This window comes from Agrobacterium sp. 22-226-1, assembly GCF_053522345.1.
Genome location: NZ_JBNWCP010000004.1, coordinates 327,169 through 351,650, shown reverse-complemented (window position 1 = coordinate 351,650; position 24,482 = coordinate 327,169). Strand labels below are relative to the sequence as shown.

21 protein-coding genes are annotated in these 24,482 nt (G+C 60.7%); 18 read left to right on the top strand and 3 right to left on the bottom strand.

Translation table 11 applies throughout. The annotated features are described in order from the left end of the window. Window positions 1-193: 193 nt before the first annotated feature. Window positions 194-871, top strand: a complete 678-nt coding sequence (locus tag ACQZ5K_RS09780) for an alpha/beta hydrolase (protein ID WP_035263309.1) — start codon at window positions 194-196, stop codon at window positions 869-871. A gap of 238 nt (window positions 872-1,109) precedes the next feature. On the opposite strand, the gene ACQZ5K_RS09775 is transcribed toward ACQZ5K_RS09780, so the two are convergent. Further along, window positions 1,110-2,231: an anhydro-N-acetylmuramic acid kinase gene (locus ACQZ5K_RS09775; RefSeq protein ID WP_448740239.1), complete on the bottom strand. Its 1,122-nt coding sequence runs from the start codon at window positions 2,229-2,231 to the stop codon at window positions 1,110-1,112. 149 nt (window positions 2,232-2,380) lie between these two features. Between ACQZ5K_RS09775 and tyrS the strand changes: the two genes are divergently transcribed. Continuing rightward, window positions 2,381-3,634 carry a tyrosine--tRNA ligase gene (tyrS, locus tag ACQZ5K_RS09770; RefSeq protein WP_059760342.1) on the top strand — a complete coding sequence of 418 codons (1,254 nt, stop codon included), beginning with the start codon at window positions 2,381-2,383 and terminating at the stop codon, window positions 3,632-3,634. Window positions 3,635-3,871: 237 nt separating this feature from the next. On the opposite strand, the gene ACQZ5K_RS09765 is transcribed toward tyrS, so the two are convergent. Next, window positions 3,872-7,255, bottom strand: coding sequence for a YhdP family protein (locus ACQZ5K_RS09765; RefSeq protein WP_448740238.1), 3,384 nt, complete (start codon window positions 7,253-7,255; stop codon window positions 3,872-3,874). A 234-nt stretch (window positions 7,256-7,489) separates the two neighbouring features. Between ACQZ5K_RS09765 and ACQZ5K_RS09760 the strand changes: the two genes are divergently transcribed. From ACQZ5K_RS09760 to ACQZ5K_RS09695, 14 genes are all read left to right on the top strand, one after another. After that, complete coding sequence (locus ACQZ5K_RS09760) at window positions 7,490-7,957, top strand: peroxiredoxin (protein WP_020810868.1); 468 nt, start codon at window positions 7,490-7,492, stop codon at window positions 7,955-7,957. 14 nt (window positions 7,958-7,971) lie between these two features. Beyond that, window positions 7,972-8,796, top strand: coding sequence for a ferritin-like domain-containing protein (locus ACQZ5K_RS09755; protein WP_003522668.1), 825 nt, complete (start codon window positions 7,972-7,974; stop codon window positions 8,794-8,796). 92 nt (window positions 8,797-8,888) lie between these two features. Then, window positions 8,889-10,187, top strand: coding sequence for a M23 family metallopeptidase (locus ACQZ5K_RS09750; RefSeq protein WP_448740237.1), 1,299 nt, complete (start codon window positions 8,889-8,891; stop codon window positions 10,185-10,187). 219 nt (window positions 10,188-10,406) lie between these two features. Further along, a complete protein-coding gene (locus tag ACQZ5K_RS09745; protein ID WP_003520451.1) occupies window positions 10,407-11,903 on the top strand; it encodes a DEAD/DEAH box helicase in 1,497 nt (498 codons plus the stop codon). A gap of 8 nt (window positions 11,904-11,911) precedes the next feature. Continuing rightward, window positions 11,912-12,337, top strand: coding sequence for an NUDIX domain-containing protein (locus ACQZ5K_RS09740; RefSeq protein ID WP_020810923.1), 426 nt, complete (start codon window positions 11,912-11,914; stop codon window positions 12,335-12,337). Window positions 12,338-13,110: 773 nt separating this feature from the next. After that, entirely contained in the window at window positions 13,111-14,292 is a 1,182-nt protein-coding gene (locus tag ACQZ5K_RS09735) for an ABC transporter substrate-binding protein (protein WP_448740236.1), read from the top strand. 132 nt (window positions 14,293-14,424) lie between these two features. After that, the gene (gene rpe, locus ACQZ5K_RS09730; protein ID WP_003520447.1) at window positions 14,425-15,102 is read left to right on the top strand and encodes a ribulose-phosphate 3-epimerase; all 678 of its coding nucleotides are present in this window, start codon (window positions 14,425-14,427) and stop codon (window positions 15,100-15,102) included. A gap of 43 nt (window positions 15,103-15,145) precedes the next feature. Beyond that, window positions 15,146-15,673, top strand: a complete 528-nt coding sequence (locus ACQZ5K_RS09725; protein ID WP_448740235.1) for a hypothetical protein — start codon at window positions 15,146-15,148, stop codon at window positions 15,671-15,673. A gap of 60 nt (window positions 15,674-15,733) precedes the next feature. Beyond that, window positions 15,734-17,041, top strand: a complete 1,308-nt coding sequence (gene purB / locus ACQZ5K_RS09720; protein ID WP_003520443.1) for an adenylosuccinate lyase — start codon at window positions 15,734-15,736, stop codon at window positions 17,039-17,041. 81 nt (window positions 17,042-17,122) lie between these two features. Further along, complete coding sequence (locus tag ACQZ5K_RS09715; protein WP_003520442.1) at window positions 17,123-17,686, top strand: alpha/beta hydrolase; 564 nt, start codon at window positions 17,123-17,125, stop codon at window positions 17,684-17,686. Window positions 17,687-17,889: 203 nt separating this feature from the next. Then, the gene (gene purC / locus ACQZ5K_RS09710) at window positions 17,890-18,654 is read left to right on the top strand and encodes a phosphoribosylaminoimidazolesuccinocarboxamide synthase (RefSeq protein ID WP_003520440.1); all 765 of its coding nucleotides are present in this window, start codon (window positions 17,890-17,892) and stop codon (window positions 18,652-18,654) included. Window positions 18,655-18,709: 55 nt separating this feature from the next. Beyond that, window positions 18,710-18,952 (top strand): phosphoribosylformylglycinamidine synthase subunit PurS, encoded by a 243-nt coding sequence (gene purS / locus ACQZ5K_RS09705; RefSeq protein ID WP_003507918.1) that lies wholly within the window; start codon window positions 18,710-18,712, stop codon window positions 18,950-18,952. 18 nt (window positions 18,953-18,970) lie between these two features. Beyond that, window positions 18,971-19,642 carry a phosphoribosylformylglycinamidine synthase subunit PurQ gene (gene purQ / locus ACQZ5K_RS09700; RefSeq protein WP_003520438.1) on the top strand — a complete coding sequence of 224 codons (672 nt, stop codon included), beginning with the start codon at window positions 18,971-18,973 and terminating at the stop codon, window positions 19,640-19,642. A 33-nt stretch (window positions 19,643-19,675) separates the two neighbouring features. Then, window positions 19,676-20,125 (top strand): hypothetical protein, encoded by a 450-nt coding sequence (locus ACQZ5K_RS09695; protein ID WP_448740234.1) that lies wholly within the window; start codon window positions 19,676-19,678, stop codon window positions 20,123-20,125. A 134-nt stretch (window positions 20,126-20,259) separates the two neighbouring features. Here ACQZ5K_RS09695 and ACQZ5K_RS09690 read toward each other — a convergent pair whose 3' ends face one another. Then, entirely contained in the window at window positions 20,260-20,565 is a 306-nt protein-coding gene (locus ACQZ5K_RS09690; protein ID WP_080816742.1) for a DUF1127 domain-containing protein, read from the bottom strand. Window positions 20,566-20,658: 93 nt separating this feature from the next. Here ACQZ5K_RS09690 and ACQZ5K_RS09685 point away from each other — a divergent pair, with 93 nt between their 5' ends. After that, window positions 20,659-22,077, top strand: a complete 1,419-nt coding sequence (locus ACQZ5K_RS09685) for an aminotransferase-like domain-containing protein (protein WP_448740233.1) — start codon at window positions 20,659-20,661, stop codon at window positions 22,075-22,077. A 154-nt stretch (window positions 22,078-22,231) separates the two neighbouring features. Next, the gene (purL, locus tag ACQZ5K_RS09680; protein ID WP_448740232.1) at window positions 22,232-24,466 is read left to right on the top strand and encodes a phosphoribosylformylglycinamidine synthase subunit PurL; all 2,235 of its coding nucleotides are present in this window, start codon (window positions 22,232-22,234) and stop codon (window positions 24,464-24,466) included. Window positions 24,467-24,482 lie beyond the last annotated feature (16 nt).

Sequence of the window (24,482 nt, the reverse complement as noted above, 5' to 3'; positions counted from 1 at the left end):
AATCTTCAATGCGCAAAAACGCATTTTTCTTGAAATTACAGTTGCGCTTGTCTTATGACACCACCCGAGTGCTTAAGCACACGCAAAGTTTCGAATTATTCTAAACTGCGTTCTAGAAAAGATGACACAGTTCGTCAAGTCTTCTCATCGGAAGAATGCGGTTCGGGAATGAAAAAACACGACCGGAGTACCAATGCCCGAAGTCATCTTTAACGGCCCTGCGGGTCGCCTCGAAGGCCGTTATCAACCCTCCAAGGAAAAGAGCGCGCCGATAGCGATCATCCTTCATCCACACCCGCAGTTTGGCGGCACGATGAACAACCAGATCGTCTACCAGCTCTTCTATCTTTTCCAGAAGCGCGGCTTCACCACGCTCCGGTTCAACTTCCGCTCCATCGGCCGCAGCCAGGGTGAATTCGACCACGGCGCGGGCGAGCTTTCCGATGCCGCCTCCGCGCTCGACTGGGTGCAGAGCCTGCATCCCGATTCGAAAAGCTGCTGGGTCGCCGGTTATTCCTTCGGCGCCTGGATCGGCATGCAGCTCCTTATGCGCCGCCCGGAAATCGAAGGTTTCATGTCGATTGCGCCTCAGCCCAACACCTACGATTTCTCCTTCCTCGCGCCGTGCCCGTCGTCGGGCCTCATCATCAACGGCGATTCCGACAAGGTCGCGCCTGAGAAGGATGTGAACGGCCTGGTGGAGAAGCTGAAGACCCAGAAGGGCATCCTCATCACCCACCGCACCGTTCCCGGCGCCAACCACTTCTTCAACGGCAAGGTGGACGACCTGATGGGCGAATGCGAGGACTATCTCGACCGCCGCCTCAACGGCGAACTGGTGCCGGAACCGGCGGCCAAGCGCATTCGGTGATTTTGAGCGTATTTAAAGCAGGCCTTGATCGACCTATCATGATCCCCGGCGGGCTGGGTTTACCCCCTCTGCCCTGCCAGGCATCTCCCCCTCAAGGGGGGAGATCAGCTAGACGCCTGCTCTTCGCCCAAGTTTCTACGTTGAAAATGGCAAGAAGCTCGCCGCGATTCGATCTCCCCCCTTGAGGGGGAGATGCCCGACAGGGCAGAGGGGGGTAAACCCAGCCCACCGTCCTCAACTACCCACGCACCAAAACCCCACCCGTCACCGGCTCCTTCACCCCCGTCGTACCGGGATAGGTCAGCGGCAGCCCCTTCAGCGAGCGCACGGCCAGATAGGCCCAGGCCTCCGCCTCCATCGCCCCGCCATCGAAACCCGCCTCTTCCGCAGCAATCACCCGCGCTCCGGACTTCGCGGCAAGGTCTGCAAACTCCGCCATGATCACCGGATTGAGCCGCCCGCCGCCACAGACCACATAGGTTTTCGCAGCTTCGGGCAGATAGCTCGCCGATTTCAGAATGGCGGCCCCCGTCAGATGCGCCAGCGTCCGCGCCCCGTCCGCCAGCGAGACTTCCCCTTTTTTCGGCGGCACGAAATCGCTGCGGTCCAGCGACCGACGGATATTGGCTGAAAAAAACGGGCTTTTCATATAACGCGCCACCAGCGACGCGACGACACTGCCGCCCGCCGCCGTCTTCCCGCCCTTGTCGAAGGCTTTCCCCGTATGCGCCTCGATCCACTGGTCGATCAGCATATTGCCGGGGCCACTGTCGAAAGCGGCAAGCCGCCCCGCCTCACCGATATAGGTGAGATTGGAGATGCCTCCGATATTGACGAAGACGGCCGGCGTTTCGAACCCATCGGGCAGATTGGCGGAAAGCGCCATGTGATAGGCCGGGATCAGCGGCGCACCCTGCCCGCCATGCACCATATCGTTGGCCCGCATGTCGTAAACCACATCGATGCCGGTTTCGGAGGCCAAAAGCGCGCCATCGCCGATCTGCACGGTCAGCGCCTCATCCGGCCGGTGCAGCACCGTCTGACCGTGAAAGCCGATTACGTCGATATCGCCTTGCTGGAGCCGGTGACGATGGAGGAAGGATTTCACCGCCGCCGCATGGGCAAGCGTCAGCTTGCGCTCAGCCTCCACTAGGTCGCCGGGACGTTCGCGCCGTTCACGAATGGCTTTGGCCGTGACCAATGCCTTCTGCCAGATGGCGCGCAGGCCCGGATCATAGGGGAAATACCCACTCGGCCCATGCCGCACCACGCTTTCGCCATCCGTGCGCAAAAGGGCGATATCGATGCCGTCCATCGATGTGCCGCTCATCAGCCCGATTGCCGTTTTGACCTCGCCCACCTGCCGCTCCCCCTGCAATCACGAATCATCATGGAGTGAATCCCGACATTCATGGCCGAAACGGGTGCACATTTCAAAAAACAATGATAAAGCCGCGACGGTCATTGGTTTTCGATGGCCGCAAAGATCAAACCAGAAAGTAAAAGGTTATGTCCAGGTTCAAGTCCGATTTCCTCCGCACGCTCGATGAGCGCGGCTTCATTCACCAGATCTCCGATGAGGCAGGTCTCGACGAACTGTTCGCCAAGGAAACCGTGACCGCCTATATCGGCTATGACCCGACGGCTTCGAGTTTACATGTCGGCCACCTGACCCAGATCATGATGCTGCACTGGATGCAGAAGACCGGCCACCAGCCGATTTCGCTGATGGGCGGCGGCACCGGCATGGTCGGCGATCCCTCCTTCAAGGAAGAAGCCCGCAAGCTGATGACGATCGACATGATCGAGGACAACATCACCTCGCTCAAGCATGTCTTCGCCAACTACCTCGATTACGACCGCGCTAATAATCCGGCGCTGATGATCAACAATGCCGACTGGCTGCGTGGTCTGAACTACCTCGAATTCCTGCGCGATGTCGGCCGCCATTTCTCGGTCAACCGCATGCTGTCCTTCGACAGCGTGAAGACGCGCCTCGACCGCGAGCAGTCGCTGTCCTTCCTCGAATTCAACTACATGATCCTGCAGGCCTACGATTTCGTGGAGCTGAACCAGCGCACCGGCTGCCGCCTGCAGATGGGCGGCTCGGACCAGTGGGGCAATATCATCAACGGTATCGATCTCGGTCACCGCATGGGGACGCCGCAGCTCTACGCGCTGACCTCGCCGCTGCTCACCACCTCCTCCGGTGCGAAAATGGGCAAGTCGGCTTCCGGCGCCGTGTGGCTGAACAAGGACCTGCTGCCGGTCTATGATTTCTGGCAATACTGGCGCAACACGGAAGATGCCGACGTGGTTCGCTTTGCGAAACTCTTCACCACGCTGCCGATGGATGAGATCGCCCGTATTGCCGCCCTTGGCGGATCGGAAATCAACGAAGCGAAGAAAATCCTCGCGACCGAAGTGACGGCCATCCTGCATGGGCGTGCCGCTGCCGAAGAAGCGGCCGAGACGGCGCGCAAGACTTTCGAAGAAGGTGCGCTCGCCGAAAACCTGCCCTCCATCGAGGTTCCGACATCCGAACTCGATGCCGGCCTCGGCGTTCTATCGCTCATCGTCCGTGCCGGTCTCGCCGGCTCGAACGGCGAGGCCCGCCGCCACGTTCAGGGCGGTGCGGTAAAGATCAACGACATCGGCGTTTCGGATGAGCGCCAGACGGTCGGTTCCGGTGAAATCACCGGCGACGGCGTCATCAAGCTGTCGGTCGGCAAGAAGAAGCACGTTCTGGTTCGCCCGGCGTAAGACTTACAAAAACATCGTGTCGAGGACTGCGAAAGCGGTCCTCGATGCGCCGATACCCCCACTCGTCATGCCGGACTAGATCCGGCATCCAGCCACGGCGCGTCTGCGCCGTGAAAGGGCTCTCGCGCGATCAAGGACTTGATCGCACTGGCCCCCGGATCAGGTCCGGGGTGACGGAGTGCGGGTGCACCCGTTCTCGCCAAACAGCCGCTTGCGCCAAGCTTTGCGACGTTCCATTCACTGAAATTCGAAAATCTGCCGGAAGACGCCCGGCGCGATCAGCGACAGCGGATTGATCGTCAGCTTCGGCTGGTCCGTCTGGCCGGAGAGCTTGAAGGTAATGCCGAGCAAGCCCCGGTCGCGGCCATTGCCGAGGAAGATGCCGATGAAGGGCAGCTCGCCGAACAGCCGGTTCAGGCCATAGGCGGGCATGAAGGTGCCGGTCATGTCCATGCGGCCGCTCTGGTCCTTCAGCAGCCCCTGGAAGGTCGCGCCGATCTGCTCGCCGCGCACGACGCCGTTTTCCACCGCCACCGAACCATTTACGTAAACCAGCCGGGCAAAACCGCGCTGGAATTTTTCCGAACTGACATCGATATTGCGGCGTACCGCATTGTTGAGGCTCCTGCCATCCTCACCCGTCGGCGTGGCGACGATGTCCTGCAGCTTGGCTTCGTTGACGACGGCAAAATTGCGCAGGTCGAGCGATCCGCTCCAGTCGCTGCCATTGGAGGTCGTCAGCGCAAGGTTGAGAAGACCGCCGCGAATGCGGCTGTAGATATTGGCGAAACGGGCGAGCGACCCCGCATCGCTGCTGGTCAGTGTCACGGTTCCCGTCGCCCCGCGATTGGTAGTCTGCGCCACCACCGCCTGGCCGTTGCCGGTGACGCCACGGAAATCGATGGAGCGGACCTTGCCGTCCCGCACGCTGACATCGGAACTGACATTGGCAAGGATTTCGTCGTTGAACCCGTAGACCTTGTCGAATTGCGTCTTGATGGCAAGGGATGGCTGCGAACGCGACGTCCCGTCGCCGCTGCCGGAAGAGCTGCGAAGCTTCGAGAGGAAAGGCCTGACATCGGCGGATTTCCCCGATGCATTGATGATATAGCCGTTCTTCGAAGCGGCGACCGAAACGGCGTAATTATCGGAGGGCGAAAGCTGCACGCGGCTGAGATCGGCTGAAATCAGCCCGTTCTTGCTGAAGGCGATATCGCCGGCAGCGCCGAAGCCGTCGCCGTCGAGCGAGAAGTCGCTGATCGTCGTGCGCCCGTCTCCCATTTCCATGGTGAAGGTGGCGCTGGCGGGAATGCCGATGCCCTTGCTCCAGCCGAGCCCCGGCAGAATGATCGACGCCTTGGTCAGATCGAGCCGGATATCCTGGCGTTTCGGGTCGGCGCCGTCGATTTCAATCGCCGTCGTGCCGCCGAGGACCGTGGAAAGTTCCGGAGCGAGCTTGGCAACCTGGGTTTCGTTCAGGCTTGCCTTCAACGACAGCGTCGGCGCGATATCGCTGTTCTTGCGCACCGGCTCCGTCATCACGATGTCCATCGGCACGTCGTCCACGCGGCCCCTGCCCTCCAGTTTGAGCTGGCGGTCGTCCAGCGTCATGAAACCGTCGAGTGCAGTCACCTTGTGGCCCGCAAAGGGCTTGGTCAGCGACAGGTTCTTCAGATCGAGATCGGCCGTCCACACCGGCGGAGGCGGGTTATGGCTGGAAAGCAGGCCAACGGTCAGGTTGGCATGGGCTTTGACATCGCCGGTGAAATCCTCAGGCTTGAACTGCGTATCCTTGAGCGCATTGATGGGTTTGAGCGCCGCAAGCTCGGCCACGGCATCGGCCGAGCCCGAAACGTTCAGTTCGAGATTTCCGAGCAGCGGCTTGTCGTAAACAGCGGAAATGAGAAAACGGCTGTTTTCCAGCGCGAGCGACCGGTTCGACGGGAAATAGGATGTCCCCCGCTTGATATCGACGGCCATCTTGCCGCCCACGAGATCGAAATGCGCATCGACATCGCGCAACGGCGGAATGTCGCCGGTGGTATTGAGACGCGTATCGTCGATATCGAAACGGATCTGCATTTCGCTTTCGCCGAGCACCAGCGGGCAGCCGGGGCCGCACATCCGTCCCTGCGGAATGAAGATCGCGATTGAACCATTGGTGACGGTGCCGCCGTAGAGATTGGACACCACCCAGTCGCGCGGCTTGTGCGCCATCCAGAACGGCCAGAGCTGCTTGACCGCCGTGGCCTCCATCTTCGGAATTTGCCCGCCGAAGCTGATTTCCGGCGACCCCTGGCCGAACCGGATTTTCAGCGATCCCGCCATGTCTCCGAGCGGGCCTGTCACATAAAGCGAGGGAACGTCGAGCTGCTTCGTCGCCGCCGTAAAATGCCCGTCCGCCTTCAGGCTGAAAGGAACCGGGGCCTCGCCCGAAGCTTCGGACGAAGCAACGGCATTGTCGATCCGCAGCGAAAGGCCGAAACCGTCTTCTGTATCGCTGATTTCACCGGCGACCGGAAGAATTGTCCGCCCGAGCTCCAGCCGCGAATTATCGATGACAAGGGTGCTTTTGGCAAAGTCATAACGCGCATGGACGTTGCCAGCCGTAAAGGTCTGGGACTCGCCGCCGATCATCAGCGTTCCATTGCCAAGGCCGAGCGAAATCTCCAGCCGTGGCTCCTGCCCTTCCATGGCGCGCCGAGCGACAATATTGATACCCGTCTTGACGTTCAGGCCTTCGTGAAGATTTCCGTCGGGATCGTATTTCTCAAGAAACGGGCCGATATCGAAACCGTCGATGCGGGCTTCAAAACCGTCTATCCGGCCACCCGATCCAGAAGTCTGCAGCGACACGCTGGCAATTTCACCGTTAAACAGCGTTTCTCCATCGAGCGAATATCCGCCCTGTTGATCTGGCGTCAGCGACAGTTCACGCACTTCGACGGTGCGCGGCTTGCCCAACTCTCCGGGCGGCAGGTGAACCGAAACGCTGGAAATATCGATTTCCTCGGTTCCGCTGCTCAGAAAAGCCTGAGCGAGCTTGTCGAGCTGCCCGAAGGCCTCCTGCAATTGCTGCGGCACGGCGTCGAGCTTGACGCTGGCGAGATCGAACCCGTTACCCTTGGGCAAAAGCGCCGTATCGAGCTCCATCCCGTCGGCCTCGAGGCTCTCCACCGAGACGCGTCCAGTAAGAAGCGCAAGCGGATCGAGCGCCATGCCGATTGCCCGCGCCCGGCTCATATGCTGGCCGGATTCCTTCTCGATGATATCCACGTCCTCCGCCACCAGCGCAAGGCGCAGCCCGGTGGAAAACCTGATCGCCGAAGAACCGATCCGCGCGCTGTAATGGGGGCCGAGCGCCCTTTCCAGGGCCTGCTGCGCCTGGCTGGAAAGCGTCGCATCGATCGATCCGGTCTCGACGGAAAGAATGATGCCGCCGATGGACAGGAAGGCCAGCACGAAAAGCGCTGCGAAAATCTTGATGAAGGCACGCACCATGGAGCGCGGCGCCGGGCAATGCACGATGATGGGATCTTCGGCCTGCGCCGAAGGAAGATCGTGCAGCGCAATGACATCGCGTCTGCCGAACTTGACCTTTTCACCCCTGACTTCAGCCATACGCCCGTGTTTGCCCTTGAATAGCTTTGTTTCGCCGCAACACCGAAGCGGGATGGCGAAAAGTGTAAGCGGTTTTCGTCCGGAATCCCGCTTTAATTCTTTAGCCCGGATAACGATTGAGATTTAAGATCGTTTCGACCTGAAATCTAAATAGTGATCTGGACGACGCGCGGTTTCGCTATATATCGAATGTGGCGACTTTTCCTCAACATCCCGGCGAAAGAAAGGTAGATTATGACAGACTTGACGATTGGCGGCCCGGCTCCCGATTTTACTTTGCCCCGCAACGGTGAAGGGACGGTGACATTGTCCAAACTGCAAGGCAAGGCCGTCATCCTCTATTTCTACCCGAAGGACGATACTTCCGGCTGCACCGCAGAAGCCATCGACTTCAGCGCGCTGGGGGGCGAATTCGAGGCAGCCAATGCCGTCGTCATCGGCATTTCGCCCGACAGCGTCAAAAGCCACGACAAGTTTGCGGCAAAACATTCGCTTTCCGTCATGCTCGCTTCCGACGAGGAGAGGAAGGTTCTGGAAGCCTATGGCGTCTGGAAGGAAAAAAGCATGTATGGGAAAAAATACATGGGCGTCGAACGCACGACCGTCCTCGTTGCCCCGGATGGAAAAATCGCGGAAATCTGGAACAAGGTGAAGGTCGCGGGCCACGCCCAGGCCGTTCTCGAGGCCGTAAAGAAGCTCTGAGGGACCAACCCGTCGTGACGCCCCCGTTCAAAATCATCTCGCTGCGAGGCGGCGCGACGGATGCCATCGTGAGCGCCGATCTCGACAGAAAGACCGCACTCGCGCAGGAAACGGCGACACGCTGGTTCGAGCGCCGCCTGTCGCTGCGCTCGCCTCTCGACCCGCCGCTGCCTGAGCGGCCGGGCAGGCCCGAGAAGCCGGAACTCGTGCCGCCGACCGCCGTGGAACGCCGCTCCCTACACAGCATCAAGGGCCGCATCGCGCTGCTGCACGCCATCGCCCATATCGAACTCAACGCCGTCGATCTCGCGCTCGATATCGTCGCGCGTTATGCCAGCGAGCCGGTGCCGCATTCCTTTTTCGACGGCTGGATGCAGGTCGCCTTCGAGGAGGCAAAACATTTCCGGCTGGTGCGGGACAGGCTGAGAAGCCTCGGCGCCGACTATGGCGATCTGCCGGCCCATGACGGGCTCTGGCAGGCCGCGCATTCCACCCGCAACGATCTCACTGCACGGCTCGCCGTCGTCCCGCTCATCCTGGAAGCGCGCGGACTGGATGTCACCCCTTCCCTGCAGGCGAAGATGCGCGAGACGGGCGATCTCGAAAGCGCCGCCGTTCTCGATGTCATCTATAATGACGAAAAGGGCCATGTCGCCATCGGCGCGAAATGGTTCCGGTTCCTGTGCGCCCGTGAAAAGAAGGACCCGGCCGCGACCTTCAGGCAGCTGGTGCGCGCGAATTTCCGCGGCCCTTTGAAACCGCCCTTCAACGACATTGCCCGCGCCGAAGCCGGCCTGACGCCCTCCTTTTATCGCTCGCTAACATCCGTCAGCCAATAGCCGACATCGCCAAAAGGCCTCTCCGGCAAAACTTCGTTAACCTTAACGAATTATGATTTCCCTTAAGAAATCGGCCAGTCCGGAGAGAGATTGTGACTGATACGGCGGAAAACCGGGTATTCGGCAAAAAGCGTGAGCCGCACGTGCTCATTCTCGCGCGCGGCGACAGGGTGCGGCATATGACCATCCGTCCGTGGATGGCGGCGCTTGCCGGCTGCACGATCGGCCTTTTCTCGCTCGGTTATCTCGGAGCCACAGGCTATCTCATTTTACGCGACGATCTGATCGGCGCGACCATGGCCCGCCAGACCCGCATGCAGAACGACTATGAAGACCGCATCGCAGCGCTGAGAGCCCAGGTGGACCGCGTCACTTCCCGGCAGTTGCTCGATCAGCAGGTCGTTGAAAAGAAAGTGGAAAAGCTGCTGGAACAGCAGGCGGCGCTGACCTCGCGGCACGGCCGTATGAGCGAATTGCTGGAACGCGCCGAGAACTCCGGCATCGCCGCCTCCCCGGCCGCGCCCTCGTCTCTTTCGAACGCCATGGCGCCGGAAAAACGCGCTGACCTCTCCGGCGGCCTTTCGGCCATTGAAAAGCTGATGACGCCCCGCAAGCCGCAGGCGGAAAAGCCCGCCGCATCGGACAGACGCGCCGCCTATGTACCCGAAGCCGGCGAAACGCCATCCGACCGGGCCGACCGGGTGTTTTCCAAGGTGACCCTGTCGCTGAAGGATATCGAACGCCAGCAGATATCGCGCATCGCCAGACTGACCAGCGACGCCGAGGACAAGGCGAATGCGATGCAGGACATCATCCGGCAGGCGGGCCTGAAAATCGAAGAGAACGGCAATGACGACATAGGCGGCCCCTATGCCGACCCCGAGCGCGGTGACACCGATCCTTTCAACCTGTCGCTCACCAATCTCGACAATGCGCTGAACCGGCTCGACATCGTCAAGGAAACCGCGACCACCCTGCCCTTCGGCAACCCGGCGCCCGGCCGGGCGATCACCAGCCGATTCGGCAACCGGATGGATCCGTTTCTCGGCCGCCCGGCCCTGCATACCGGCATCGATTTTCGTGCCGAGACCGGCGCTGACGTCAAATCCACCGGCGCGGGCAAGGTGACGGTGGCGGAAAATTCCGGCGGCTACGGCAATATGGTCGAGATCGATCACGGCCAGGGCATCTCGACGCGATTCGGCCATCTCTCCGCCATTCTGGTGAAAGCCGGCGACAGGGTCGAGGCAGGCGACGTCATCGGCCGCGCCGGCAGCACCGGCCGCTCCACCGGTCCGCATGTGCATTACGAGGTGCGCCGCAACGATACGCCGGTTGATCCCATGCGGTTCCTGATCGCCGGAACGGAACTCAAAACCTATTTAAAATAGCAGCCCGATTTTAATGCTTTTTTTGCGCTTTTTACGATAAATCGCGAAAATCTGCACCAAAGGCCCAGAAGCCCCGCCCGAACCCCGCTGTTTCGCGCGCTTTTCCCGTTGTTTCCTTGACTTTCCGGCAATTTGGGCATATCCCCGCGCCAAGTCTTTGCAAGTGCCGTCGCGGCACGCAGGTGTTCTTACCGAACCAGAACGGAAAAAGTTCTTCCTTTGACAACATTCTCTGATCTTGGCCTGAGCCAAAAAGTTCTTTCCGCTATTGCAGATGCCGGCTACACGACGCCGACACCCATTCAGGCTGGCGCCATTCCGCCGGCGCTGGAAAAGCGTGATATCTGCGGTATCGCACAGACCGGCACGGGCAAAACCGCGTCCTTCGTTCTGCCGATGCTCACCCTGCTCGAGAAGGGCCGCGCCCGCGCCAGAATGCCGCGCACGCTGATCCTCGAGCCGACCCGTGAGCTGGCAGCGCAGGTGGCGGAGAACTTCGAGAAATACGGCAAGAATCACAAGCTGAACGTCGCCCTGCTCATCGGCGGCGTTTCCTTCGAAGACCAGGACCGCAAGCTTGAGCGCGGCGCCGATGTGCTGATCTGCACCCCCGGCCGCCTTCTCGACCATTGCGAGCGCGGCAAGCTTTTGATGACCGGCGTGGAAATCCTCGTCATCGACGAAGCCGACCGTATGCTGGATATGGGCTTCATTCCCGATATCGAGCGCATCGCCAAGATGATCCCGTTCACCCGGCAGACGCTGTTCTTCTCGGCCACCATGCCGCCGGAAATCCAGAAGCTTGCTGATCGATTCCTGCAGAACCCCGTTCGCGTCGAAGTCGCCAAGCCCTCCTCCACGGCAAAGACCGTTGCCCAGCGCATCGTCGCCGCGCACAACAAGGACTATGAAAAGCGCGCCGTGCTGCGCGATCTCGTCCGCGCCGAAGAAGCCGAACTGAAGAACGCCATCATCTTCTGCAACCGCAAGAAGGATGTGGCCGACCTGTTCCGCTCGCTTGACCGTCACGGTTTTTCCGTCGGCGCGCTGCATGGCGATATGGACCAGCGTTCGCGCACCACGATGCTGCAGAACTTCAAGGACGGCAATCTGAAGCTGCTCGTCGCCTCCGATGTTGCCGCACGCGGCCTGGACATCCCCGATGTCAGCCACGTCTTCAACTTCGATATTCCCATTCATTCGGAAGACTATGTCCACCGCATCGGCCGTACCGGCCGTGCCGGCCGCTCCGGCAAGGCTTTCACCATCGTCACCAGGAGCGACACGAAGTATCTCGACGCGATCGAAAAGCTGATCGGCGAAAAGATCGAGTGGCAGAACGGTGACCTCTCCACCCTTCCCGCGCCGATGGAAAGCTTTGAAAGCAATTCCGGCCGCCGGGGCAAGGAACGGGGCGGCAGGGGCCGCGACCGCAACCGTCGCGACGCAGCGCCGGTCGAAAACATCAATCAGGGTGCACAATCCGCTGCGGACACGGACATCGCGGCTCATGGAGACGACAAGGTGAAAGCAGAACGCAAGCAGGAAAAGACCCCGCGCAATTCCGACCGCAACAGCCGCAATCCGCTGCACGCCAATGACGACAACCGCGACCGCCGCCGCCATTATCGCGACCATGACGATGGCCCGACACCGGTTGGTTTCGGCGACGACATCCCCGCCTTCATGCTGATCGTGGCCAACGCCAAGGCCTGACCGCGGGAATGGACAGCATGACGCCGACCGCCAGGCCAGGTCTCGATTTTCCGGGTGTCGGCGTCGGCCTCGCCATCATGCGTGACGGCCGCGTGCTTTTATGCCGGCGCCTGAAGGCGCCGGAAGCCGGATACTGGAGCATTCCGGGCGGCAAGGTCGATCACCTTGAAACTTCGCTTGCCGCGGCACGCCGCGAGGCCGAAGAAGAAACCGGGCTCAAGATCGGCACCGTGGAATTTCTCTGCCATAGCGAATTCATCGATACGGAAGATCGCCACCACTGGGTTTCGCTGATCTTCGTCACCCGCGATGCGCAGGGTGAGCCGGCACTGACCGAACCCGACAAGCTTTCCGCCATCGGCTGGTTCGATCCGGATAAGCTTCCCGAACCCATCTCCGCCTTTGCCAGGGACGCCCTGGCCGCCCTGAAATAAAGCCGCACAGGCAGCCGGTCGAACTCGCTTGCGGGCGACAATTGCCGTCAACGGGCATTTTCAAGCAGTCATATTGATCTGTACGTCGGAGCCGGCTTCGCCCCCTCCGCGCGATATCTTTTCCATAAATTCGAAAATGAAAGAACGTCTTTGCGCGGGACTTTTCTAATTCAATTTTAAATTGCTTAAATTAGCTACATGTAAAAAACCGCCCCAGTTTCCCGAAGCGGTTTATACGTAATAAAAAAAAATAGAATATGAAATTCAATATAGTCTGGCAGTGCTTATAATCGGAACACTTTCCGAGGCCTGTTATGGCCAATTTCAGTCGTCCCCTGAAACAGTTATATCTAAGCCAATCATTTACTTTCCGTCAAGCAAATCTTCTCGCAAATGCGAAAAAAACATGGCGGAAAAGAGGTGAACGATGGGAAGGTTTATATATTTACGTTATATATCAATAAATTACAAATATGAAAATAAAATGTGCATCTTTTTGTGCTGCACTTTAAAAAGCAGAAACGCGGACCGACTTTTTCTAAACTGTGCTTATACGCGCCACATGTAATGGATTTATGAAGTAACGCCCGCCGCGACAATGATGTGAAATACTTCTCCACCCATCCGGCGCAGGAGCGAATTGCTGGTCGGCAAAAATAATCCTTCAATAAAGACATGGTGCGCAATTATATCGGACAGCAACAACTACAAGCTGCGACGACGACCCGCGCTCTCGAATCGGACAACTTCAGAGCAAATCCGCCGTCCCGCGGATGGCGATATGCGAATATGATGGAACATCGGCGATTTTTCCTTTGGAAAACCGGTTGTTGCCGATAAACATCAAGCCGGGACAACAGGATTTCTATCACGTCATGCTTTCACTTCGCCTGCTAACGATCATCGCCGGTTTTGCCCTTGCGGGCTCAGCAAGCGCGGCATCGATTGGCATTGTTGCGCCACAGAGCGGTCCTTACGAACTTCTGGGGCAGCAGGTGCGGCAGGGTGCGAAGGCGGCGGCGGCAAAGCTCGGGCTGGATGTCGTCGAAATCCATGAAAGCTGCGAAGATGGCAGCGGCGGCGCCATTGCCGATGGCCTCGTGGCCGCCAAGGTCAGCGCCGCAATCGGTTTCTTGTGCACCGAAACGCTTCAGGATGTCCTGCCGCCGCTGAAAGCGGCCGCCATTCCCGCCATCACGCTTTCCAGCCGCGCGCCGATCCTGATGGAAGACGCCCTGAAATACGGCTGGCCACTCTTTCGCCTCGCCCCGTCAGACAGGGCCGAATCGGACAGGATCGCGGAGATCATCCTGCGCGACTGGAAGGGACACTCCATCGGACTTGTGGATGACGGCACGATCTACAGTCGCGAGCTGGTCGACCGCATCCGCTCGTCGCTCGAGGAAAACGGTCTGAAGCCCACCCTTGCCGATACGATGCGTCCCAACCAGGAACAGCAGGTGGCGCTGGTGCGCCGGCTGGCGCGCACCGGCATTTCCCATGTCTTCGTCGGCGCGGAACGCAACGACGTCGCCATCATTGCCAGAGACGCCGGGTCGGAGAACATTCCCCTCACCGTCATGGGCGGCGATGCCATGAATGCGGCCAACAATCCGGTCCCTTTGGCCGCGAATGTGCTGGCGGTCACCCGCCCGGCCTATGATACCCTGCCATCGGCCCAGGCGGTTGCCGGCGAACTGCGCGGCGCCGGCATCGAGCCGGAAGGTTACGTCCTGCCGGCCTATGCGGCAGCGGAACTCACCGCCGCCGTTGCGGAAGCCACGCAGGCGCAGTCGAAACCCGCGCCGGAGATACTGGCGGGCGGCACCCTTTTCAAAACCGTTCTCGGCGATCTCGGCTTCAACCCGTCGCATGACCTTTTGGACAATCCCTATCGCCTGCAGCGATGGAACGGCCAGCGCTTCGAACCGGCGGATAAGGCTGAAAGACAATAGGCGAAACCCGCACCGCCGAAAATTCGAGGAAACGCAGCTGAAAACCGCCGGCAACCGCGCCGCCAGCCGTTTCAAACCCCGATACTTGGTGTTAAAGGCAGCTTACGCAACGCGTCGAGAGGAGTTTGCCCCATGTCCCTGCCCATCCGCATAGCCCCGTCCATTCTGGCTGCCGATTTCGCCAAGCTCGGACAGGAAGTCGCCGATGTCACGGAAGCGGGCGCGGACTGGATTCATCTCGATGTGATGGATGGCCATTTCGTCCCCAACATCTCCTTCGGGCCGGATGTCATCAAGGCGCTGCGGCCGCACAGCATGGCCTTCTTCGACTGCCATCTGATGATCGCACCCGTCGACCCGTACCTCGAAGCCTTCGCCAAGGCGGGCTGCGACAGCATCACCGTGCATGCCGAAGCCGGGCCTCACCTGCACCGCTCGCTGCAGACGATCCGCGGGCTCGGCAGAAAGGCCGGCGTGACGCTAAACCCCGCAACACCGCTTTCGGTCATCGAAAACGTGCTTGATGATGTCGACCTCGTCCTGATCATGAGCGTCAATCCCGGTTTCGGCGGGCAGAAGTTCATTCCGGCCATGCTGGACAAAATCCGCGCGGCAAAGGCCATGATCGGCGACCGGCCGATCGAACTCGAAGTGGATGGCGGCGTGACGGCGGAAACCGCAGGCGCGATCGTTGCCGCCGGTGCGAATGCGCTGGTGGCCGGCTCGGCCATATTCAAGGGCGACGGCGTTGCCGACTACCGCAAGACGGTCGCGCAACTGCGCCACGCAGCGGAAGCCGCGCGGACATAATCGCCGCCGCCGAAGGGGCACGGCAAGGCGTTGGGGGATCGGCATGGAGAGCGACAGGCGGGGTTTCCGTGACACGGCTTCGGCAGCGCTGTTTCCGCTGCTCGGCGCGCTTGTCTGGGCCGTCTGTTCCAGCGCCGCCGCCGCTATCGGCCTCTATGTCAGGAACCGGCTGGAAACCGACCATGCCGCCGACATCATCATGCTTTTCTTCGCGGGCGGCCTCTTCGGCTGGCTGCTGGCCATGGCGGCGCTGCACCTTCTCCTTGCTTCCGCCGCCCTGCCGCTGCGTTTTGCGGCGGCCTGTCTTGCCATCGCTTTTTTCACGCTGGCAGTTGCGGCGGCGTTTTTCGCTTTCGAGTACCGTATTTTCTATGCGCAATGGCACGCGCCGGCATTCTCCCGCATCTGGTTTTTCCAGCAGCTCTTCACATCGCTCGGCGCGATTTACCAGTTCTGCATTCTCGGCCTTGGCTTATATTTTCCCTTTGCCATCGTTCCGCTCCTGCCTGCGGGCGCAATCCTCTGCCGACGTGCGCAACGAGCAACAGAGGCATGTAGCTTGATAGATTGAGATTACCGGAACACTTTGCTAAACGGGCAGCAAAATTCCTCCACAAAGAAAGTCATTGCCATGATCCCTCGTTACTCCCGGCCGGAAATGGTCGCCATCTGGTCGCCGGAAACAAAGTTCCGCATCTGGTTCGAGATCGAGGCATATGCCTGTGACGCACTTGCCGAACTCGGCGTCATCCCGAAGTCCGCTGCCCAGACCATCTGGGAAAAGGGCGGCAGCGCCACATTCGACGTCGCCCGCATCGATGAGATCGAGGCCGTCACCAAGCATGACGTCATCGCCTTTCTTACCCATCTCGCCGAATTTGTCGGTCCCGACAGCCGTTTCGTGCATCAGGGCATGACCTCATCGGACGTGCTCGATACCACGCTCAACATCCAGCTCGTGCGCGCCGCCGACCTGCTGCTCGCCGATATGGACCGGGTGCTCACCGCGCTGAAGACCCGCGCCTTCGAACACAAGAACACGGTGCGCATCGGCCGCAGCCACGGCATCCATGCCGAGCCGACCACCATGGGCCTGACCTTCGCCCGCTTCTATGCCGAGATGCACCGCAACCGCGAACGCCTCGTTAATGCCCGTGCGGAAATCGCCACGGGCGCGATCTCCGGCGCCGTCGGCACCTTCGCCAATATCGACCCGCGCGTTGAAGAACATGTCTGTGCCAAGCTCGGCCTCATCCCCGAGCCGGTCTCCACGCAGGTCATCCCGCGTGACCGCCACGCCATGTTCTTCGCCACGCTCGGCGTCATCGCCTCGTCGATTGAAAACGTCGCTATCGAAATCCGCCACATGCAGCGCACCGAGGTTCTGGAAGCGGAAGAATTCTTCTCGCCGGGCCAGAAGGGCTCGTCCGCCATGCCGCACAAGCGCAACCCGGTTCTGACCGAAAACCTGACCGGCCTTGCCCGTCTGGTGCGCATGTCTGTCGTCCCGGCCATGGAAAACGTTGCGCTCTGGCACGAGCGCGATATCAGCCACTCCTCCGTTGAGCGCGCCATCGGCCCCGACACCACTGTCACTCTCGATTTCGCGCTGAACCGTCTGGCCGGCGTCATCGAAAAGCTGGTGATCTACCCGGACAACATGCTGAAGAACATGAACAAGTTCCGCGGCCTCGTGCATTCGCAGCGCGTTCTCCTGGCGCTGACGCAGGCTGGCGTATCGCGTGAAGACGCCTACCGTCTGGTACAGCGCAACGCCATGAAGGTCTGGGAACAGGGCGCCGATTTCCTTGAGGAACTGCTGGGTGACGAGGAAGTGCGCGCCGCACTTCCCGAAGAGGTGATCCGCGAAAAGTTCGACCTCGGCTACCACACCAAGCATGTCGACACGATCTTCACCCGCGTCTTCGGAAACGCCTGAGACTTGAACTGAGTTTGAGACCTTGAAGTTAATGCCGCCGCGACCTTGATCGCGGCGGCATCACAACACAGATATGGGCGCATGAAAGTTTCAGAAGCAGATATCCTGATCGTCCCCGGTTATACCAATTCCGGCCCCGACCACTGGCAGAGCCGCTGGGAGCGCAAGCTTTCCACCGCACGCCGCGTCGAGCAGGCCGAATGGTCCAAACCCGTGAAGGAAGACTGGGTCGCCCGGCTGGTGGAAGAGGTCAATGCCTCCACCAGACCCATCGTCCTCGTCGCCCATTCGCTTGGCGTGCCAACCGTCATCCACGCCCTGCCGGAAATCGGCAAGAAGGTGTCCGGCGCGCTGTTCGTCGCGCCGCCCGATGTCGCCAATCCCGATATCCGGCCGAAGCACCTGATGACCTTCGGGCCTTACCCGCGCGACCCGCTGCCTTTCCCGGCGATCACCATCGCCAGCCGCAACGATCCTTTCGGCTCCTATGAACATGCCGATGACATTGCCGCCGCCTGGGGCTCGCTTTTGATCGACGCCGGCATGTCCGGCCATATCAACACCGAGTCGGGCCATGGTCCGTGGCCGGAAGGGGGTATGGTCTTCGCGCAGTTTTTGAGCCGGCTGAAGGCTGTCGAGCCCTGACGGCGCCGGCACTGCGGACTGCCTCCCCTTCGATCAGCCCCGGAAGCCTAATTTCAGGGCGCAGCGGTTTCCCCGGCCTGTCACAAGAATTGAAGGGAAATATGCGAGCCGCATTGTAGAATGCACTCTTTTCCTTTATGGGACCGCTTCAAAGACCAAACGCAACGCCACCAGAATCGGCGTCAACCAAGAGACCTGCAATTATGAACCGTCGCCGCCGTATTTACGAAGGCAAGGCCAAGATCCTCTACGAGGGTCCGGAGCCAGGCACGCTTATCCAGTTCTTCAAGGACGATGCGACCGCCTTCAACAAGAAGAAGCATGAAGTCATTGACGGCAAGGGCGTGCTGAACAACCGTATCTGCGAATACGTCTTCACGCATCTGAACAAGATCGGCATTCCCACGCACTTCATCCGCCGCCTCAACATGCGCGAGCAGTTGATCAAGGAAGTGGAGATGATCCCGCTCGAAGTCGTCGTGCGCAATGTCGCTGCCGGCTCGCTGTCGAAGCGCCTCGGCATCGAGGAAGGCGTGGTTCTGCCGCGCTCCATCATCGAATTCTACTATAAGTCCGATGAGCTCGAAGACCCGATGGTCTCCGAAGAGCACATCACGGCTTTCGGCTGGGCCAACCCCGCCGAGCTCGATGACATCATGGCGCTCGCCATCCGCGTCAACGACTTCCTCTCCGGCCTGTTCCTCGGCGTCGGCATCCAGCTTGTCGATTTCAAGATCGAATGCGGCCGTCTTTTCGAAGGCGACATGATGCGCATCATCCTCGCCGACGAGATTTCGCCCGATAGCTGCCGCCTGTGGGACATCGAGACCCAGAAAAAGATGGACAAGGACCTGTTCCGCCGCGACATGGGCGGGCTTCTCGAAGCCTATTCCGAAGTCGCGCGCCGTCTCGGCATCATCAATGAAAACGAACCGATCCGCGGCACCGGTCCAGTCCTGGTAAAGTAATATCGGCCTCGTGAAGTAATATTGGCCTAACAAGGTAAAATCAGGAGAAGATCAGGTGATCAAGGCACGGGTGACTGTTACGCTGAAGAACGGCGTTCTCGATCCGCAGGGCAAGGCAATCGAAGGCGCGCTCGGCAGCCTCGGTTTCGGTGGCGTTGGCCATGTCCGTCAGGGCAAGGTCTTCGACCTGGAGCTGGAAGGCGCCGACAAGGCCAAGGCCGAGACCGACCTGAAGGCAATGTGCGAAAAGCTTCTGGCCAATACGGTCATCGAAAACTACGCCATCGCCATCCTCTGAAGCCCAGGAGCCGCTCCGATGAAATCCGCTGTCGTCCAACTTCCCGGCCTCAACCGCGACCGCGACATGATCGCGGCGCTGACGAAAATCTCCGGAAGCGCGCCCGTCACCATCTGGCAGACGGAAACGGATATTCCCGACGTCGACCTGATCGTCATCCCGGGCGGCTTCTCCTATGGTGACTATCTGCGTTGCGGCGCCATCGCCGCCCGCATGCCGGTCATGCAGGCCATTCGCGAAAAGGCCGAAAAGGGCGTCAAGGTTCTCGGCGTCTGCAACGGCTTCCAGATTCTGGTCGAGGCGGGCATGCTGCCGGGCGCGCTGATGCGCAACGCCTCGCTGAAATTCGTCTGCCGCGAAGTGAAGCTCGAAGTCGCCAACAACGACACGGATTTCACCCGCGCTTACGACAAGGGCCAGATTCTGCGCTGCCCCGTCGCCCATCACGACGGCAACTACTTCGTCGAAGCCGACGAGCTGAAGGCGATGGAAGACAACGGCCAGGTGGTGTTCCGTTATGCCGACGGCACCAACCCCAACGGTTCGCTGAACGACATCGCCGGCGTCATCAACGCCAGGGGCAATGTCCTCGGCATGATGCCGCATCCGGAAAACCTGATCGAAGCCGCCCATGGCGGCAATGACGGTCGCGGCCTCTTCGCTTCGGCGCTCGGCGTCGTCGCAGCCTGATAGACCGGGCGGGCCTCGAGCCCGCCTTTTTTGATGCCGGCTTTCGGCGCCGTTTCGGCCTCTCTTCTGGATGACCTGATGCCCCGTCTTCTTCGACACAATGCCTACAAGGCCACCGGACTGATCCTCGCTGCCGCCGCACTCGCAGCCTGCCAACCGAAACCGCAGCCTTCCTCCTCCGTCTCCCGCGCGGCCCTGCCGACCATGGAACGGATCGCGCTTGGCGCGAATGCCTGCTGGTTCAAATCGGGCGACGCGGCGTTCAAGGCCTATCGCCTGGCGCCGGAACTCAACTCCTTCTCCGGCCGTCCGCGCATCCTGCTCGTGCCGCGCAACAGCCCGGAATCGCGCCCCATGCTGGTGGTTCAGGCAGAAGGCAACCCGGCAAAGCTCGATGCTTTCGGCCCCGTGATGAACGAAGCCCTTTCCGGCCGCATCGCAACCGACGTCAAGCGCTGGGCGACCGGCGGCAAAGGCTGCTGATCGACAGGCACCGGCACCCCGTGAGAACGCGGCCGGCATAAAAAAACCCGCCAGCGCCGGTTGGGATTGGCGTGGCGGGTTGCCGAATGGCTGCTTGGCGCCGGGGAAAGAAGGCGCCGCTCTCCGACAAAAAATCAAAGCGGCCGCGGCGGCCAGGAAAACAGCCGGGATTTCGCCGCCTCCTTCAAGGCTTCATCCCGCGTAACGCCGATATCGTCCAGCAGATCGTCCGAAAGTTCCCGCAGGGCAAAACGTCCCTGACGTTTCCGCTGCCATGAGGACACGCCCGCAATCAGGCGACCAATAAGCGTGTGGGCGATCCTGGCCGGAAAGGGCGCCGGTGCGACCATGTCGCCAGCATCGCGGAACACGCGTTCCCGTTCGTAGCCGTCAGGATAGAGTGTATCCGCTGTCGAAAGGTATTGATCCATCTTGCGCATATTGCACCTATTGTCTCCGTGCGTTTGGCCTCATTCAATGCAGACAATAAATACAATTGACTTGAGAGTAGATACAATGCATAAATTGTCACCATGACAAATTGGCTTCCCGACATTACCGAGGGCGATGGCCCGATTTACCTGCGCCTCGCCGACAGTATCGAAGGCGCGATTTCCGACGGCATCCTGCAGGCCGGTTCGAAACTGCCGCCGCAGCGCAATCTTGCCTACGATCTCGGTGTGACAATCGGCACAATCAGCCGGGCCTATGCGCTGATCCATGAGCGTGGCCTCGTCAGCGGTGAGGTCGGACGCGGCACCTATGTCAATGAGCGCAAGACCCCTGCCCCGTCATTGCCCATGGAGCCGACAACGGCCGCCTTCGGCAGCACGCGCCACGCCGTCGACACCAGCGCCGAATTCCGGTTGAACACCACCGCCGCGCCGGATGTCGGCCAGAGCGGGCTGATCGCCCGGCACATCGAGGCGGTGACCAGAGAGCATCCCCACGACATTACCAATTATGCCCGCTCGTTTCCCGACAACTGGTGTATGGCGGGCGTTCGCTGGCTTTCCCAGAACGGCTGGTCGCCGAAGCCGGAAAACATCGTTTCGACGCTTGGCGCCCATGCGGCGGTGATGAGCGTGATGTCCGCGATGACCGCGCCGGGCGACCGCATCGTCTTCGAACCCGTCACCTATTCCCACATCAGCCGCAGCGCCGCCCTTGCCGGCCGGCGGGTGACGCTGGTGGAGGTGGATGAGAACGGTATTGTCCCGGATGATTTCGAACGCGTCTGCGCCCAGCAGCATCCCAAGATGATCTTCCTGATGTCGTCCGGCCAGAACCCGACCTGCGCCACCCTGCCGGAAGAGCGCCGCCGCGCGATTGCCGATATCGCGCGCCGCTACGGCGTGTGGATCGTCGAGGACAATCTTTATGGCGCGATGACGCGCGATGCGATCCCGCTGATTGCCGAATTCGCGCCCGACATTACCTTCGTCGTCGGCGGCCTGTCGAAATCCGTCGCCGCCGGCGTACGCGGCGGCTGGGTCGCCTGTCCCGCGCAATATTCCTCGCGCATCCGTATTTCCCACTCGATGATGACGGGCGGCCTGCCCTTCATGCTGGCCGAACTGAATGCGCGCCTCGTCAATAGCGGCGACGCCCACGATATCCGCAAGGATTGCATCGCCGAACTGAACGGGCGCGAGGCGATTGCCCGGCGCGTCTTTACCGGGCTGGACTTCAATTCGCTGCCCGATATCGCCTTCCTGTGGCTGAGACTGCCCGAACCATGGCTTTCCGGCACCTTCCGCAGCGCAGCGATGAAGGAAGGCGTGCTGATCGATGACGAGGACGAGTTCAAGGCCGGCCGGACGGACAAGGTTTTCCACCGCATCCGCATCAGCTTTTCCGGGCCCTCCACCCGCGAGGAGCTGACCCATGCCTTCGGCATCCTCCGCCACCTGCTGGATAACGGCTCCGCCGGCTATGAAAGCGTGGCCTGATACGGGTCGCAGCGTTGCGGGCACCGCCCGCAACGGGTGAATAACCGCATAAACCACCAATTAGCCGGCAAAGCGGCGCATTTTCCTGTCGCACCATGGAGCCTCTTGCGCTAAAGAACCGGAAACTTTCCTCGGCTCGAACCGCGTGAGACCTATGTCTATCTCAAACTCCATCAAGATCACCCCGGAACTCGTTGCATCCCACGGGCTGAAGCCCGACGAATACCAGCGTATCCTCGACCTGATCGGACGGGAGCCGAGCTTTACCGAGCTTGGCATCTTCTCGGCCATGTGGAACGAGCACTGCTCCTACAAGTCCTCCAAGAAGTGGCTGAAGACCCTGCCGACCAAGGGTCCGCGCGTCATTCAGGGCCCTGGCGAGAACGCCGGCGTGGTCGATATCGACGATGGGGACTGCGTCGTCTTCAAGATGGAAAGCCACAACCACCCGTCCTATATCGAGCCCTATCAGGGTGCGGCAACCGGTGTCGGCGGCATCCTGCGTGACGTCTTCACCATGGGCGCCCGCCCCATCGCCGCCATGAACGCGCTCCGCTTCGGCGCGCCCGACCATCCGAAGACCCGCCACCTCGTGGCCGGCGTCGTCGCCGGTGTCGGCGGTTACGGCAATTCCTTCGGTGTGCCGACCGTTGGCGGCGAGGTGGAATTCGACCCGCGTTATAACGGCAACATCCTCGTCAACGCCTTTGCCGCCGGTCTTGCCAAGTCCAACGCGATCTTCCTTTCGGAAGCCAAGGGCGTCGGCCTGCCGGTCGTTTATCTCGGCGCAAAGACCGGCCGCGACGGTGTCGGCGGTGCGACCATGGCGTCCGCCGAATTCGACGAATCCATCGAGGAAAAGCGCCCGACCGTTCAGGTCGGCGACCCCTTCACCGAAAAGTGCCTGCTGGAAGCCTGCCTCGAGCTGATGAAGACCGGTGCGGTCATCGCCATTCAGGACATGGGTGCGGCCGGCCTCACCTGCTCGGCTGTCGAAATGGGCGCCAAGGGCGATCTCGGCATCGAGCTTGACTTGAACGCCGTACCGGTGCGCGAAGAGCGGATGACGGCTTACGAAATGATGCTCTCGGAAAGCCAGGAGCGCATGCTCATGGTTCTCGAACCTTCCAAGGAAGAGGTCGCCAAGGCGATCTTCGTCAAGTGGGGTCTGGACTTCGCTATCGTCGGCAAGACCACCGATGATCTGCGTTTCCGCGTGCTGCACAATGGCGAGGAAGTCGCCAACCTGCCGATCAAGGAACTGGGCGATCAGGCCCCGGAATATGACCGCCCGTGGACACCCGCCAAGGTGCCCGCGCCGCTGGCGGAAAACGACGTCCCCGCCGCCGATATCGCCGATGCGCTGGTGTCGCTGGTCGGTTCGGCCAACAATTCCTCGCGCCGCTGGGTTTACGAACAGTATGACACGCTGATCCAGGGCAATTCGCTGCAGCTTCCCGGCGGCGACGCCGGCGTGGTTCGCGTCGAAGGCCATGACAAGAAGGCGCTCGCCTTCTCCTCCGACGTGACGCCGCGTTATGTTGAGGCCGACCCGTTCGAAGGCGGTAAGCAGGCCGTCGCCGAATGCTGGCGCAACATCACCGCAACCGGCGCTTTGCCGCTGGCGGCAACCGACAACCTCAATTTCGGCAACCCGGAAAAGCCCGAGATCATGAGCCAGCTGGTCCATGCCATCAAGGGCATCGGCGAAGCCTGCCGTGTGCTGGAATTCCCGATCGTTTCCGGCAACGTCTCGCTCTATAACGAGACCAACGGTCAGGCGATCCTGCCCACCCCCACCATCGGCGGCGTCGGCCTCCTGAAGGACTGGGGCCGCATGGCGCGCATCCGTTTCGCCGCCGCTGACGACGTGGTGCTGCTGGTCGGCGCCCCTGCCGGCCTCGGCACGCACATCGCCCAGTCGGTTTACATGCGTGACATTCATGGCCGCATCGATGGTCCGGCGCCGCATGTCGATCTGGCCGCTGAAAAGAACAACGGCGATTTCGTCCGCAGCCTCATCACCGACGGTCTTGCCACCGCCGTTCATGATTGCTCCTCGGGCGGTCTGGCACTTGCAGTCGCCGAAATGGCGATTTCGTCGGGCATCGGCGCGACCATCGACGCGGTCGAAGGCCACAACCCGGTCCTCACCTTCTACGGCGAAGATCAGGGCCGTTACGTTCTGACGGTCAAAAAGGCCGATCTCGACGAGGTGCAGACAGCGGCGAAGGCGGCGGGCGTTTCCTGCCCGGTCATCGGCGTTACCGGCGGTTCCACCGTAAAGCTGGGCACGGCGCGGGCTGTCGAGATTAAAGAATTGCACTTGGCCTATGAATCGTGGTTCCCTCAATTCATGGACGGCGAAACTTTGCTCGCCGCAGAATGAATTAAGGAGAAACACC

Coding starts and splice junctions, on each gene's coding strand:
- ACQZ5K_RS09780 (WP_035263309.1), top strand. CDS start 194: ATGCCCGAAGTCATCTTTAACGGCCCTGCGGGTCGCCTCGAAGGCCGT.
- tyrS (WP_059760342.1), top strand. CDS start 2,381: ATGTCCAGGTTCAAGTCCGATTTCCTCCGCACGCTCGATGAGCGCGGC.
- ACQZ5K_RS09765 (WP_448740238.1), bottom strand. CDS start 7,255: ATGGCTGAAGTCAGGGGTGAAAAGGTCAAGTTCGGCAGACGCGATGTC.
- ACQZ5K_RS09760 (WP_020810868.1), top strand. CDS start 7,490: ATGACAGACTTGACGATTGGCGGCCCGGCTCCCGATTTTACTTTGCCC.
- ACQZ5K_RS09740 (WP_020810923.1), top strand. CDS start 11,912: ATGGACAGCATGACGCCGACCGCCAGGCCAGGTCTCGATTTTCCGGGT.
- ACQZ5K_RS09735 (WP_448740236.1), top strand. CDS start 13,111: ATGGCGATATGCGAATATGATGGAACATCGGCGATTTTTCCTTTGGAA.
- rpe (WP_003520447.1), top strand. CDS start 14,425: ATGTCCCTGCCCATCCGCATAGCCCCGTCCATTCTGGCTGCCGATTTC.
- ACQZ5K_RS09725 (WP_448740235.1), top strand. CDS start 15,146: ATGGAGAGCGACAGGCGGGGTTTCCGTGACACGGCTTCGGCAGCGCTG.
- purB (WP_003520443.1), top strand. CDS start 15,734: ATGATCCCTCGTTACTCCCGGCCGGAAATGGTCGCCATCTGGTCGCCG.
- ACQZ5K_RS09715 (WP_003520442.1), top strand. CDS start 17,123: ATGAAAGTTTCAGAAGCAGATATCCTGATCGTCCCCGGTTATACCAAT.
- purC (WP_003520440.1), top strand. CDS start 17,890: ATGAACCGTCGCCGCCGTATTTACGAAGGCAAGGCCAAGATCCTCTAC.
- purQ (WP_003520438.1), top strand. CDS start 18,971: ATGAAATCCGCTGTCGTCCAACTTCCCGGCCTCAACCGCGACCGCGAC.
- ACQZ5K_RS09695 (WP_448740234.1), top strand. CDS start 19,676: ATGCCGGCTTTCGGCGCCGTTTCGGCCTCTCTTCTGGATGACCTGATG.
- ACQZ5K_RS09690 (WP_080816742.1), bottom strand. CDS start 20,565: ATGCGCAAGATGGATCAATACCTTTCGACAGCGGATACACTCTATCCT.
- ACQZ5K_RS09685 (WP_448740233.1), top strand. CDS start 20,659: ATGACAAATTGGCTTCCCGACATTACCGAGGGCGATGGCCCGATTTAC.
- purL (WP_448740232.1), top strand. CDS start 22,232: ATGTCTATCTCAAACTCCATCAAGATCACCCCGGAACTCGTTGCATCC.